The following is a 12,928-nucleotide window of genomic DNA, read 5'->3' as shown; positions in this document are numbered from 1 at the left end:
TTGGAACTGTCGGGCGCCTAGTTGCTGCGTCTAAGAACAAGCTTCCCATAGCCGGGGCCGTCGTGGGGAACGCTCTGATTGCGCGAGATCCGCCACGCGCTCACTTTTCCGGCAAGCTGCACAGGTCCCGCGGACCCTTTTCGCGCCAGCAGGTGTTCGGCGGCACCCAGGCGTTCAAGGCTTGGCTGCACTGCCCCAAGTTCGACGACGGCCAGCGCCAACACGCGCATCCTCAGGGCCGGAGCCAATCCCCGCAGCGCGTCCTCCGCCAGTTCGATCTCTGCCGCGGGGCTGTCTTCTCCCCCGTTTGGCGCCGTGTTTGCCTGCCGGCGGAGCGCCAATTTGCTGTATTCGGCTGCTGCCAGCTCATCCAAGAAGTCGGCGTCGTGGCCCAGAATGTTGGCCGAGCGCGCCAAGGATTCGGCGATTCCCGGGCCAAGCTCTGCGCTGAGATACGGAATGACGTTTCGCCTGACGCGCACCCGCAAATAAGCAGGGTCCTGGTTGGCGGGGTCGTGCCAGGGGGTGAGATCCAGGGCCTCACATATGGCCAAAATCTCATCCCTGCGCAGCCCAAGGAAGGGGCGCAGATAGATGCCGCGGCGTTCACGCATACCGGCGAGGGACCGTGTTCCCGAGCCCCGGGCCAGGCCAAGCAGCACCGACTCCGCTTGGTCATCCAAGGTATGGCCCAGCAGGACGTTTTGGGCGCCAAGTTCCACAGCCGCCGCCTCCAGGGCCTCGAAGCGGGCGGCGCGGGCGGCGGCTTCGGGCCCCGTGCCGCTGTGGTTGAGTTCAACCGTCCGCACCACAACAGGGTCCAAGCCAAGGGCCCGCAACGTCTCCGCGGTGGCCTGGGCAACGTCTGCGCTGCCTTCCTGCATCTGGTGGTCAACCACCACAGCACCCACCCTGACCTCGCCACGTTTGGCGAAGAACGCGCAAACAGCGGCCAGGGCCAGGGAGTCGGGACCGCCGCTGCACCCCACAAGGATCAGCGGCGGGTTCTCCACCAGAAGGTTCTTGCCAGTGGTTTTGAGGCCCAAAAGTTCACCCACCATGGCCCGCGCCTTGCCCACTGTGGGATCGAGGCGTCGGCGGGCCTTGTATTGCGGCTGCGTAGTTGCCGGTTCCATTTAGAGTCCCATCCGTTCAACCCAAAGGCGTGCGTTGTGAATTTCCGCTTCCGTGGGCAGGTTTTGCTCCTGCGTCCAGACATTATTGAAGCCGTCCATGCCCACCACTGCCACCACGTCCCGGACAAATTTTGCGCCATCGCTGTATTGGCGCATTTTTGCGTCCAAGCCCAGGAGGTTCCGGATGAACTTTTCAATGACCCCGCGGTCCTTGCCCCTGCTGTTGAAGCGTTGGCGGATGGTGCGCACGGTGGGGACAATGCGCTGGTCCACACCGTCCATGACCACATTGGCGTGGCCCTCAAGCAGGCTCATGACGGCTGTCAGGTGGGACAGTGCCGCTTTTTGGTCCGGGTTTTGGAGCAGGTCGAGCATGCCGCCACGGCTGGGGCCCTCCGCCGCGTCCTTGGCAGTTTTCCCGGACTGGCCGGTCTTGTTGCCCAGCTGCTTGGTTGCCTGCAGCAGGCGTTCGCCAAAGTTGTCCGAGTCGCCCACCAACAGGGTGCCCAGCTTTTCGATCTCCCCCATCATGTGGTGCCGCAGCCAGGGGGCCGCAGCGAATTGCACCCGGTGGGTTTGTTCATGCAGGCAGACCCAGAGCCGGAAATCGGCGGGGTCAACTTTCAGTTCACGCTCAACCGTGATGATGTTGGGGGCAACCAGCAACAGGCGGCCCCCGGCAGCCTGTTGGCGCCCATCCGTGGCTGGTGCCAGGGCGGAAAACGGATCATATTGGCCCAAAACCTTGCTGGAGAGAAACGCCAGCGCCCCGCCCAGCTGGGCCCCCGTGACTGTGGCGCCGAAAGCGGCCGACGGCCCTCCGGAAGCGGCCCGTTCACCGGTTTCCTGTGCCGTGAGGGCCTGTTTGGCCGCCAGGGCGCGCAGTACGGGGTCCATCATGACGGCAAAGCTTTGTGTGTTTGCCTTGGCCCACGACGCCCTGTCCACCACCAGGACCTCGGAATCGCTCAGGTCCCGGGCAGCTTCGAGGCGGCTGATCTCGTGGACGTGAGGCACCGAGCGCTGGGCCATGAGACGCAGATTGTCCACGGCGGCGGAAATTTCCGAGCCCTTGAGCGCTGGCCCGGCAGGAGCCAAATTTGCTGCCGTCTTGGCGGCAAGCTCCCAATTGACCATGCTGGGGGACGGGGGTGTTGTGGCTGCGGCATTGCTGTGCTGGCTCATGAAGACCATCAGATCACAGATCGCTGGCAGCTTGCCGCTGGCTCACAGCTGCGGCACAGGATAGGGCTAGAAACAGCTTAGAATCTTCCGCCACACTTGAAACAAGGGGATTGCTTCCCACATCTTTTTTGAGTGCCTGGCAATTATTGTAGGAACCAACAGCCGCGGGCCGCTTGCCAGCCCGCCTTCACGAGAGACATGGATCCATGACTGAGACTCCGCGGAACACCTTCACAGATCTTCCGCCGCTGGCTCACCCCGACGGCAGCCCCATCCGTGCGTTGGTGGTTGATGACGAGGCCAGCCTGACGGAGTTGATCAGCATGGGATTGCGCATGGCCGGCTGGGACGTCGCAACGGCCAGCGACGGCGCTGAGGCGGTGCGAACAGCAAGGACTTTCCGGCCCGATGTGCTGGTGCTCGATGTCATGATGCCCGGCATGGACGGCATTGAGGCGTTGGGGAAGATTCGGGAATTCTCCCCGCACATCCCCGCGCTGTTCCTGACGGCCCGCGACGCCGTTCAGGACAGGATTTCCGGTTTGGCGGCTGGCGGTGACGACTACGTGACCAAGCCCTTCAGCATGGAGGAGCTCATGCTGCGCCTGCACCGCCTGGTGCAACGTTCCGGCATTGCCTCCAGCGACAACGTGGAGCTGGTGGTTGGCGACCTGGTGTTGAACTTTGACACCCGCGAGGTGACCCGCGGCGGCACTGACATTGAGCTGACAGCAACCCAGTGGGAACTGCTGCGGTATCTCATGGAAAACGCCCGCCGGGTGGTCAGCAAGCCCCAGATCCTTGACCAGGTGTGGCACTACGACTTTGGCGGACAGGCCAACATTGTTGAACTGTACATTTCCTACCTGCGCAAGAAGATCGACGCCGGACGCTCACCCATGATCCACACTGTCCGCGGCGTGGGGTACGTCCTCAAGCCGGCCAGTTCATGACGCGGATGCCGGAAAGTGTGCCGCCAGCCACCGGCCGGCCGCTGCGCCGGCGGACCCACAGGCTGCGCACAAAACTCATCCTGGCCATGTTGGCCCTGCTGGCGGCCATCTGCGCCACCGTGGGGATAGTGAGCCACCTGGCCATGAACAGTTACCTCACGGAACAGATCGACAACGGGCTGCACCAGGCCGCCTCACGCGCCTTTGGCCCCAAGGGCCCCCCGCCGGACAGTTCAAGCACCCCCAGCGACCCGACCCTGGACTTTGGTGACCAGCCCAATCCGCTGGATACCCGGGGGCAACGCCCAGGCACCCTGATTGCCTTGTTCGTCCAGGACACCGCAAAGTCCTCCGCTGTGGTGCAAACTGACGGCACCGCGGCTGCGTTGACGGCAAATGATTTGCAGCAGATCAATCAGGTACCAGCCTCCGGGGAGGCCACTGAAATGACCCTCTCCAGCGGCACCTACCGGCTGCAGGCGTCCACGTCGTCAACGCCGGCGGGCGAGAAACTTGTCACGGGTTTGTCCACCACCGACCGTGATTCAACCCTTGAGTCCCTGAACCTGGTCACCAGCAGTGTCTCAGTGGTTGGCCTGGGCATTATTGGGCTGGTGGGCACCATCATTGTCAGGCGGTCATTGCGCCCCCTGGATGAGCTCAGCGCGGTGGCAACCACAGTGGCGAGCCTGCCCTTGGATTCCGGCGAGGCCGCCATTCACGTGCGCATCCCACCCATGGCCGCCGAGCCGGGAACAGAAGTGGGTGACGTGGGGGTGGCCTTCAACAACATGCTCGACCACCTGACCCGGGCGTTCGCCGCACGGCACGCCAGTGAGATGAAGGTCCGCCAGTTTGTGGCCGACGCAAGCCACGAGCTGCGCACACCGCTGACCTCCATCCGCGGCTACACGGAACTGGTGCTGCTGAGCGAGCAGCTAAGTCCCTCCGGCACCTCCGCCCTGCGCCGGGTGGACAGCGAATCCAGGCGCATGTCCGCCCTGGTGGAGGATCTGCTCCTCCTGGCCAGGCTGGATGAGGGGCAGCGCGGGGAACCCGCAGCAGTCGACCTGACCGATCTACTCATGGAAACCACACAAGACAGCAAGATCGCAGCACAGGACCACAAATGGTCACTGTCGCTGCCCCAGGAACCCGTTCTGGTGCATGCCGTGGAGACCGAGGTGCGCCAAGTGTTGATCAACCTGCTCTCCAACGCCGCCAAACACACGGCGGCCGGCACCCAAATTCGCATTGGCCTCGCGGCCGTCAATGGCATGGCCCAGCTGCGCATTGAAGACAACGGAGACGGCATTCCCGAGGAGTTCCTGGAACATATTTTCACCCGCTTCAGCAGGGCCGATTCGGCCCGAAGCAGTGGCGGCGGCGGCAGCAACAGTTCGGGCCTGGGCCTGGCCATTGTGGAGGCACTCGTGGAGGCCAATGGCGGCACCGTGGAGGTCACCAGCGTCCCCGGCAAGACCTGCTTCACGCTCAAGCTGCCCACCGTCTCCGGCTAAGCTCTCCAGCCAGGCAAAAAGTCTCACAGGATCAGCACAAGGTGGAAAAGCAAACGGCACAGGGTGGCTCACTAAAAAAGAAGTATGACTACTTCACTCCCTCCCCAAGACCAGCAAAGCGCTTCCCCTGACACCAGCACCAAACTAAAACCCAGCAGAAGGGTTGTGCTGGGCGGCGCCTTGGCCATGGTCCTCTCCGCCGGCGGCGCCACGGCCTGGGCCCTGGACCGCTTTGTGGTGGAACACGTTGAGATCGATGACGTTGCAGCCTATGAGGCCAGCGCATCGGCGTCGGACAGCGCCGGCAGCACGGCGGCCGCCGGCGTGGTGGAGGCCAACAGTTTTACCTCTGCCGAGGCCAGCATCTCCATCAAGGCGGTGACAACTGGCAGCGCTGATTCCACACTGAATTACTTTGTGGCCCGGGTTGACTTGACTGACGCCACAGCGCTGAAATCAGCCTTCGCGCAAAACCGTTTCGGGGAGAACATCACCGAAACCACCTCAGCCATCGCCCAAGGCAAGGACGCCGTGTTCGCCGTCAACGGTGACTACTACGGTTTCCGGGACACCGGGATAGTGATCCGCAACGGTGTGGCCTACCGTGACAAGGGCGCCCGCACGGGCTTGGCCTTCTACCGCGACGGCACCGTGAAGGTTTACAAAGAAACCAGCACCAGCGCTGATGAGCTGATCGCCAACGGGGTCTGGAACACGCTCTCCTTTGGTCCGCCGCTGCTGGAGAACGGCGCCATCAAGGCGGGCATTGACAGCGTGGAGGTGGACACCAACTTTGGCAACCACTCCATCCAGGGGCTCCAACCCCGCACCGCTGTGGGCGTCATTGGACCGAACCAGCTGGTTTTTGTTGTGGTGGATGGCCGCTCCACCGGGTACAGCACAGGTGTCACCATGACTTCCCTGGCCCAGATCATACTGGATTTGGGCGCCACCACCGCCTACAACATTGACGGCGGGGGCTCGTCGACCATGTACTTCAACGGCGCCCTGGTGAACAACCCCCTGGGCAAGAATCAAGAGCGTGGCACCTCCGACATCCTCTACGTGGCCAGGTAACGCCCGCCATGATCATCTTGATTCCAGCCTTTGAACCCGATAAAAAACTGCCCCAGCTGATCGGGGCACTCAAGGCAACCGAACCGTCGCTGGGCATTGTTGTGGTCAATGACGGCAGCGGAGCTGCGTTTGCGCCAATCTTCCAGCAGGCCACGACTCTGGGCGCCACAGTGATTGGCTACCAAAACAACCACGGCAAGGGACAAGCACTAAAAACCGGCTTCAACTTCATTGCCGCCAACCACCCCGGCCATGACGTTGTCTGTGCCGACAGTGACGGCCAGCATTGCGTGCAGGACATTCTCAGAGTTGCTGCTCAGGTTCGCGGCGGCACCACCATGGTGCTGGGTGAAAGGCACTTCACCGGGCAAGTTCCCCTGCGCAGCAGCTTTGGCAACGGGGCCACCCGGCTCTTCTTTGCCCTGGCCACAGGCACTTGGCTGACAGACACCCAAACAGGGCTGCGCGGCTACCCCTGGCAGCTGCTCCCTTGGCTGCAATCGGTGCGCGGCAGCCGCTACGAGTATGAACTCAACGTCTTGTTGGACGCCCGCACCCAGGGCTACCGCTTCACGAGCGTTCCCATCGAGACCATCTACCTGCAAAACAACGAATCATCGCATTTCCGTCCGGTGCGGGATTCGATGCGCATCTACGCACCCCTGCTGAAGTTCTCCCTGTCCTCCCTCACGGGATTTGTGGTGGATGTGGCGGCGTTTCTTGTCCTCATGGCAGTCACCGGTTCATTGATCGCGGCCGTTCTGGGCGCACGGGCCATCAGCTCGGGCGTCAATTTCGCCGTCAATCGCAACCTGGTATTTCCCGAGGGCCGCGCCGCACCGCTGCGGCGAACGGCTGCCCACTATTTTGCCTTGGTGCTGGTGCTGCTTGCCGCCAACTATGGGCTGCTCCTCACGCTCACACAAGCCGGCCTGCCTTCCCTGCCGGCCAAATTGCTGACCGAAATGGCTTTGTTCCTGCTGAGTTTCGCCGTGCAAAAACGCTTCCTCTTCCGGGGCGGACGAGCCCCATCCACAAGTGCTGGCCATTCACAAGACAAGCTGTCCGCCAGCACAGATTCAGCACAGGCTCACGCGGAAGTCTAGAAACATAAGCCAGCAGCCAATGACCTTGGAGACACTCATGAACACCTTGCTTTTCATCGCCGCAGACCTGGCGGCCATTACCATCCTCACCTTTGCCCTCTACCTGCGCAGGCACAGGCGCCGTGACCTGGTGGTCTCCTACCTGGGCATCAATGTTGGGGTGCTGGCAGTGGCAACAGCACTCTCCAGTTCCGCCGCCGGCGTGGGCCTGGGGCTTGGCCTTTTCGGCGTTCTCTCCATCATCCGGCTGCGCTCCACTGAGCTGTCCCAGCACGAGGTGGCGTACTACTTTTCGGCCCTGGCTCTGGGCCTGATTGCCGGCCTCGGCGTGGAGCCCCTGTGGCTCTCACTCTCGCTCATGGCCCTGATCCTGGTGGTCATGTTTGTTGGCGACAACCCCAAGGTCCTGCCCGCCTACCGCCAGCAAAGTGTCATCCTGGACCAAGCCATCACCGACCCCGCGGCCCTAAACGCCAGGCTGGAAGAGGTGCTGGGTGGCACCGTCCACACCGTCATTGTGCAGTGCCTCGATCTGGTCAATGACAAGACAACAGTTGACGTCCGTTTTGAGGTGCACGCAACAGGCAAGCAGGCAGCCCGGGGACCGCTCCTGGAACAGCTGCCGCAGTCCTTGGGCCGGAACATGGATCAGGTGGGTGCGGCATGAGCCAGGCATTTGCGACGGCGCTCGAGGCGCGGCTAAGTGAATTGCCCACCATTGGGCTGGAGGAACTCAACGCCGCGGCAGCGCTCCAGACCCGGATCGACAGGAAGTACCTGGTCCCCACCGAAAAGTTCACGCAGCTATTCAACGGATTTCGGGCCGAAATGCGCGTCCTTGACACGGACGGGACAAAAATCTTCCCCTACGACTCCGTGTACTTTGACACCCCCGGGCTGGACAGCTTTTTTCTGGCGGCACACGGCCGGCGGCGGCGCTACAAGATCCGCACCCGCAGCTACCTGGACAGCGGTGTCAGCTTCCTTGAAGTCAAGACGGAAGGCTCACGGAGCGCCACTGTCAAGGAACGCATTCCCTACGATCCAGCCCACCGGTCCATCATCACGGCCGAGGGTGCGGCGTATATCGCCGAGACCCTGCGGAGCGCCGGCCAGCGACCGCCAGTCAACCTGGCCCCGGTGCTGGAGACGGTTTACGGGCGCATCACCTTGTTCCTGCCGGCAACCACCAGCAGGGCCACCATTGATCTCGACGTGGCCTGGTCGCTTCCGGGGAAGCCGCCCCTGATCATGAGCGATGCGGTAGTGGTGGAGACCAAGTCAGGCTCCGCTCCTGGCCAGCTGGACAAATACCTCTGGCACCACGGGGTCAGGCCCGCCCGCATCTCCAAATTCGCCACCGGCCTGGCCACCCTCATGCCACAACTGCCGGGCAACCGCTGGCACCGCACACTGGCGGCGAACATGCCGCAAACCACCCACAGCTCAAGGACCACATCATGAAATTTTTCTCCGAAACACAGCGCGCCACCTCCGTTGCAGCGCTCGCCCTGGCACTGGCTGTAGCCGGCTGCTCGGCACAGACAACAAGCGCCACGCCGTCGAACACCTCCAGCAGCACCATTGCCGCGAGCGCGGTCCCCACGGGCACGGGAGCGGAATTGGCCAGCAGCATCGCCGCGGCCACGCACTTCGACGCCGATGACCTCACGTGGGACGCGGCCAAGGAAACCGCCATCACCCTCACCGATGGGGCCAGCACGGCGTCCGGTGAGAACGCCGACAGTGTGGTGGCAGCAGGCGGCACCGTGACCATCACGGCCGGCGGCACCTACCGAATTTCCGGGCAGCTCAGTGATGGCGCAGTGGTGGTCGCCGCAGGGGAAGAGGACGTGGTGCGCCTTGTCCTGGACAACGCCTCCGTGACCAGTTCAACGGGATCCGCAGTGGACATCCAAAGCGCCAACGAGGTCTTGCTGTACCTCGATGCCGGCACCAGCAACACACTCAACGACGGCGCAAGCTACGCCAACACGGCCACCGATGCGCCCAACGCAGCTGTGTACTCCCTGGCGGACCTCACCATTGCCGGATCCGGCACACTTTCAGTCAACGGCAACTACCAGGACGGCATCGTTTCCAAGGACGGCCTGGTGCTGGCAGCAGGCAACGTCACAGTCAAGGCAGTGGATGACGGCATCAAGGGCAAGGACTACACAGTCCTGCTCGATGGCACATATGCCGTCACGGCAGGCGAGGACGGCATCAAGTCCACCAACGACGCCGACGCAGACAGGGGCTGGCTTCTGCTGGCCGGGGGCACACTGGGCGTCGCGGCAGGTGACGACGGCGTCAAGGCCGCCACCACCTTGACCATCAGCGGCAGCACCACCACCGTCTCCACGTCCGAGGAAGGCCTGGAGGCGCCCCACATTGTCATCTCCGGCGGAACCGTCAATGTCACCGCAAACGACGACGGCGTGAATGCGGCGGGCGGGTCCACGGCAAGCGCCGACACCGGTGGCGGCATGGGCGGCGGAGGCATGGGCGCGGTGGGCGACTACTCAGTGGATGTCTCCGGCGGTTCGTTGACCATCAATTCCGAGGGCGACGGGCTGGATTCCAACGGCAATGCCACCATCAGCGGCGGAACGGTTGTTGTCAACGGCCCCACCAATGACGGCAACGGCGCACTGGATGTCAACGGCGAGCTGAGCGTCGCCGGGGGCACAGTGGCTGCGGCCGGCAGTGCAGGAATGGCTGTCACGCCCAGTGCATCCTCCAGCCAGTCAGGGGTCCAGCTGACCTTTGACTCACCCCTGGCCGCAGGCGTGGCGGTGCACCTGGTGGATTCGTCCGGCTCCGTGGTGGCCACCTTCGTCACCACCAAACAAACATCGTCCCTGGTGTTCTCCAGCCCCGCCATCCAGGCCGGCGAGCAGTACACCAGCTATACGGGCGGAACTGCTGAGGTCAAGGCCGGGCTCGGCACAGGAACCATCACGGGCGCCACCAAGCTTGCCGCCGTGACGGCCGGCGAGTACACGGCCGCACGCGGTCCCGGACGCCGCTGAAACACCCAAGAAACGGAGACCACCATGACTGACCACCAATTTTCCGGACCCAGCCGACGGCACGTTCTGGCCTTGTCCCTTGCCGGCATAACCCTGACAATCTCGGCGTGCGCCCAAACCAAGACGGCAGGCGCGGCGGTTGGAACAGCCATCAGCGGCATGGCTGACTTGTTCGACGCCGCCACACCTCACCAAGTGGATATCACGTGGGCGGAGGCCGACTACAAAACCATGATCGCCGCCTATGAATCCGGCTCCGACAAGACCTGGATCAGCTCCGACATCACCATCGATGGAACGCTCCTACAGAACGTGGGTGTCAGGTTGAAGGGCAACTCCACCCTGCGGGCCCTGGGCGGCCAGCAGGCCGGGCCGGACGGCGCTGCCAACACCCGCCCCCAGGGCGGTGCCATACCGGACGGCGCTGCCCAGAACGGCGGTCCGCAGGGCGGCATGGGCCAGCCTACTGCCGGCCAGTACGGCCGACCGGGCGGAGGTGTGGGTGGTTTGGCGTTTGCCGATTCGCTGCAGATTTCTGCCGACGAGCCAGCCTCCCTGCCGCTGCTGATTCGCTTCGACAAGTTTGTTGCCGGCACCACCTACCAGGGTTTGACCGAGCTGGCGCTGCGGCCCGGCTCCCCCGTCATCAATGAAGCCCTGGCACTCTCCCTGACGGCTGCAACGGGCCAAACGTCCCAGCGCTACGCCTACACAACGTATTCGGTGAACGGCTCCCCAACGCAGACACGCTTGCTGTTGGAAAACCCTGACGAGGAGTACGCAAACCAGGTAGCCGGAGGCAGCAGCGTCCTCTTCAAGGCCGACTCCGAATCAAGCTTCACCTACCAAGGGGATGAGACCAAGAACTACGAGGACCAGTTCAAGCAGCTGAACAAGAAAGACTCCCAGGACTTCACCCCTGCCATCAAGTTCCTGAAATGGTTGCAGGACGCTGACAGCGATACCTTTGATGCGCAACTCGCCACCTGGTTTGATGTTGCATCCTTTGCCAAGTACGCAGCAACCCAGAACCTCCTAGCCAACGCGGATGACATGGCCGGCCCCGGACAAAACTACTACCTCAGTTATGACGTGACCACCAAGAAGCTCTCAGTCATCTCCTGGGACTTGAATTTGGCGCTCACCAACAATGCCGCAGCGAGCCCGTCCGATTCCCTCTCGATGGGCGGCGGCAAGGGCGGAAACGCGCTCAAGAGCCGGTTCCTGGCCTCGGCCGTCTTCAACAAGATCTATCAAACCGCATATCGGGAGCTCTTCACCCAGGTGTTGGCCAATGGCACGGCCACTGAACTTTTGGCGAGCATCACTGCCACAATTCCAGTCAGTGATGCCTTGACTGCGGCTGACATTGCGGCGAAATCGGCCATAGTTGGCACCTTTGTGAGCAAACGAGGTGCGGCGCTAAAAAGCGCTCTGGCCAACTAGCGAGTCTTAGCTTTGCGCCAATACACTGGCGGCGGCGTCGAGAGTTGGCCTGGCGGCTGCAGCCCCACCGGTGAGGCCATTGCCCATGATGCAAAACGCCAGCAGGCGCCCCTGGGAGTTGATCACGTAGCCGGTCAACGCCGTGACCACATTCAAGGAACCTGTTTTGGCCCGCACCAAACCGGCACCGGCCAGCTGGGGCGCCTGAACAAAGCGGTTCTTCAGGGATCCGCTGAGACCAGCAATGGGCAGCCCGGGCAGTGCCTGGCCAATGTCCGATGCCGGGTCGGCAAGCATCAAGGCCAACAATTGGGTCAGCTTGGCTGAGCTGATCAGGTTTCCCGTGGCCAGGCCGGAGTTGTCTGTTGTGACAACACCGTCCAAGGGCAGGCCCAGCTCGCCAACCACTTGGTGAACAGCAGCCACGGCACCTGCGTTGCTGGCTTCCTGGCCAAGTTTCACAGCCACCATGCGGCCCACGACTTCGGCAACATAGTTGTCAGACTCGGCCAGCAGATACTGGGTTTGCTGGGCCACGGTGGCCGATTCCACCGAGGCCAGGACCGTGCCCGGCGCCCCTGCGGGCGCTCCGCCGGCCGCTACCGGCGCCGTGCTTCTGGACAGCGTCCCCGTGGTGGCAATGCCTACATCTTCAAGGGCCGCTACAAGAGCCTCCGCCACAGCCACAGCGGAATCCTGGGGGCGCGGGCCACTCAAAACCTCAGGGGCAAGGCGTCCGGCATTCAATGCCATAGGAAAAATGGGGGCGATTTCCCCGGCGTCAACGTCCCCGTCGGCCCATTTGGGGTTCAGCGCGGGGCCGGTGAACAAGGTGTCGTCAATACTGAGGGTGACGGGCCCCGTGACACCGACTGCTGCGAGCGCCGCGGCCGTTTTCTTGGCCAAGGTGGCAATCCCGGCATGACCCATCACGGCGTCCGCTGAACTGTCACCGGCACCGAGCATGGCATCCCCGCCGGCCAGCAAAACCAGCTGATTGGCGCCGTCCCCGGCCACCACCTGGGTGCTGAAGCGGGTATCGGGGCCAAGCGTTCGCAACGCAGCCGCGGCTGTCAGCAACTTCAGATTCGACGCCGGAGTCCTGGCCGCCTGGCCATCTTGGGAAAACAGCTCCTTGCCTGTGGCGGCGTCGGTGACATACATGGCGAAGGTACCGTCGCCGTCGAACGTCAACGCCTTGGTCAAGTCCGCGGCAAGAGTGGCAGCATCCGGCAGCGGGGCCGAATCATTCAGGGGCGCAATGGCGGAGATGGTGCCGATGGCGGTGGGCGGCAGCTGGGCGGCCGGCACTACGGCCACGGCGGCGGGATCCTTGGGCAGAAACGCCGGAGCCAGGTGCAGGCCAACGGGAACGCTGACGGCGGCCAGGGCACAGATGAGCAAGCCGCTCGTCACAACTTTTGACGTGCGTCCCATAGAGCAGGTGTTTCCTTCGAAGCTGGTGGACCC

General features: G+C 63.2%; 11 protein-coding genes. 8 read left to right on the top strand and 3 right to left on the bottom strand.

Annotated features, from left to right (window positions below; genetic code table 11):
• Positions 1 to 17 precede the first annotated feature (17 nt).
• Positions 18 to 1,136, bottom strand: coding sequence for a tRNA lysidine(34) synthetase TilS (gene tilS / locus ACX80Q_RS06400; protein ID WP_459329694.1), 1,119 nt, complete (start codon positions 1,134 to 1,136; stop codon positions 18 to 20).
• Positions 1,137 to 2,321, bottom strand: coding sequence for a zinc-dependent metalloprotease (locus tag ACX80Q_RS06395; RefSeq protein ID WP_459329693.1), 1,185 nt, complete (start codon positions 2,319 to 2,321; stop codon positions 1,137 to 1,139).
• Between the two features lie 206 nt (positions 2,322 to 2,527).
• Between ACX80Q_RS06395 and ACX80Q_RS06390 the strand changes: the two genes are divergently transcribed.
• From ACX80Q_RS06390 to ACX80Q_RS06355, 8 genes are all read left to right on the top strand, one after another.
• On the top strand, positions 2,528 to 3,274 hold the full coding sequence (locus tag ACX80Q_RS06390; RefSeq protein ID WP_459329692.1) for a response regulator transcription factor: 747 nt from the start codon (positions 2,528 to 2,530) through the stop codon (positions 3,272 to 3,274).
• Positions 3,271 to 4,794: a sensor histidine kinase gene (locus ACX80Q_RS06385; RefSeq protein WP_459329691.1), complete on the top strand. Its 1,524-nt coding sequence runs from the start codon at positions 3,271 to 3,273 to the stop codon at positions 4,792 to 4,794. The genes ACX80Q_RS06390 and ACX80Q_RS06385 overlap by 4 nt, the downstream gene beginning before the upstream one ends.
• 84 nt (positions 4,795 to 4,878) lie before the next feature.
• Positions 4,879 to 5,871, top strand: coding sequence for a phosphodiester glycosidase family protein (locus tag ACX80Q_RS06380; protein WP_459329690.1), 993 nt, complete (start codon positions 4,879 to 4,881; stop codon positions 5,869 to 5,871).
• 8 nt (positions 5,872 to 5,879) lie between these two features.
• Positions 5,880 to 6,977 (top strand): GtrA family protein, encoded by a 1,098-nt coding sequence (locus ACX80Q_RS06375; RefSeq protein ID WP_459329689.1) that lies wholly within the window; start codon positions 5,880 to 5,882, stop codon positions 6,975 to 6,977.
• Positions 6,978 to 7,014: 37 nt separating this feature from the next.
• Positions 7,015 to 7,644: a DUF4956 domain-containing protein gene (locus ACX80Q_RS06370; protein WP_459329688.1), complete on the top strand. Its 630-nt coding sequence runs from the start codon at positions 7,015 to 7,017 to the stop codon at positions 7,642 to 7,644.
• The gene (locus tag ACX80Q_RS06365; protein WP_459329687.1) at positions 7,641 to 8,441 is read left to right on the top strand and encodes a polyphosphate polymerase domain-containing protein; all 801 of its coding nucleotides are present in this window, start codon (positions 7,641 to 7,643) and stop codon (positions 8,439 to 8,441) included. The genes ACX80Q_RS06370 and ACX80Q_RS06365 overlap by 4 nt, the downstream gene beginning before the upstream one ends.
• Positions 8,438 to 10,012 carry a carbohydrate-binding domain-containing protein gene (locus tag ACX80Q_RS06360; RefSeq protein WP_459329686.1) on the top strand — a complete coding sequence of 525 codons (1,575 nt, stop codon included), beginning with the start codon at positions 8,438 to 8,440 and terminating at the stop codon, positions 10,010 to 10,012. The genes ACX80Q_RS06365 and ACX80Q_RS06360 overlap by 4 nt, the downstream gene beginning before the upstream one ends.
• Before the next feature lie 24 nt (positions 10,013 to 10,036).
• Positions 10,037 to 11,458 (top strand): CotH kinase family protein, encoded by a 1,422-nt coding sequence (locus tag ACX80Q_RS06355; RefSeq protein ID WP_459329685.1) that lies wholly within the window; start codon positions 10,037 to 10,039, stop codon positions 11,456 to 11,458.
• Positions 11,459 to 11,464: 6 nt separating this feature from the next.
• On the opposite strand, the gene dacB is transcribed toward ACX80Q_RS06355, so the two are convergent.
• A complete protein-coding gene (gene dacB / locus ACX80Q_RS06350) occupies positions 11,465 to 12,895 on the bottom strand; it encodes a D-alanyl-D-alanine carboxypeptidase/D-alanyl-D-alanine endopeptidase (protein WP_459329684.1) in 1,431 nt (476 codons plus the stop codon).
• Between the last annotated feature and the right edge of the window lie 33 nt (positions 12,896 to 12,928).

Source organism: Arthrobacter sp. HLT1-20 (assembly GCF_054510895.1).
This window is presented reverse-complemented; position numbering and strand designations above follow the sequence as displayed.

Coding starts and splice junctions, on each gene's coding strand:
- ACX80Q_RS06365 (WP_459329687.1), top strand. CDS start 7,641: ATGAGCCAGGCATTTGCGACGGCGCTCGAGGCGCGGCTAAGTGAATTG.
- ACX80Q_RS06380 (WP_459329690.1), top strand. CDS start 4,879: ATGACTACTTCACTCCCTCCCCAAGACCAGCAAAGCGCTTCCCCTGAC.
- ACX80Q_RS06355 (WP_459329685.1), top strand. CDS start 10,037: ATGACTGACCACCAATTTTCCGGACCCAGCCGACGGCACGTTCTGGCC.
- dacB (WP_459329684.1), bottom strand. CDS start 12,895: ATGGGACGCACGTCAAAAGTTGTGACGAGCGGCTTGCTCATCTGTGCC.
- ACX80Q_RS06370 (WP_459329688.1), top strand. CDS start 7,015: ATGAACACCTTGCTTTTCATCGCCGCAGACCTGGCGGCCATTACCATC.
- ACX80Q_RS06385 (WP_459329691.1), top strand. CDS start 3,271: ATGACGCGGATGCCGGAAAGTGTGCCGCCAGCCACCGGCCGGCCGCTG.
- ACX80Q_RS06360 (WP_459329686.1), top strand. CDS start 8,438: ATGAAATTTTTCTCCGAAACACAGCGCGCCACCTCCGTTGCAGCGCTC.
- ACX80Q_RS06390 (WP_459329692.1), top strand. CDS start 2,528: ATGACTGAGACTCCGCGGAACACCTTCACAGATCTTCCGCCGCTGGCT.
- ACX80Q_RS06395 (WP_459329693.1), bottom strand. CDS start 2,321: ATGAGCCAGCACAGCAATGCCGCAGCCACAACACCCCCGTCCCCCAGC.
- ACX80Q_RS06375 (WP_459329689.1), top strand. CDS start 5,880: ATGATCATCTTGATTCCAGCCTTTGAACCCGATAAAAAACTGCCCCAG.
- tilS (WP_459329694.1), bottom strand. CDS start 1,136: ATGGAACCGGCAACTACGCAGCCGCAATACAAGGCCCGCCGACGCCTC.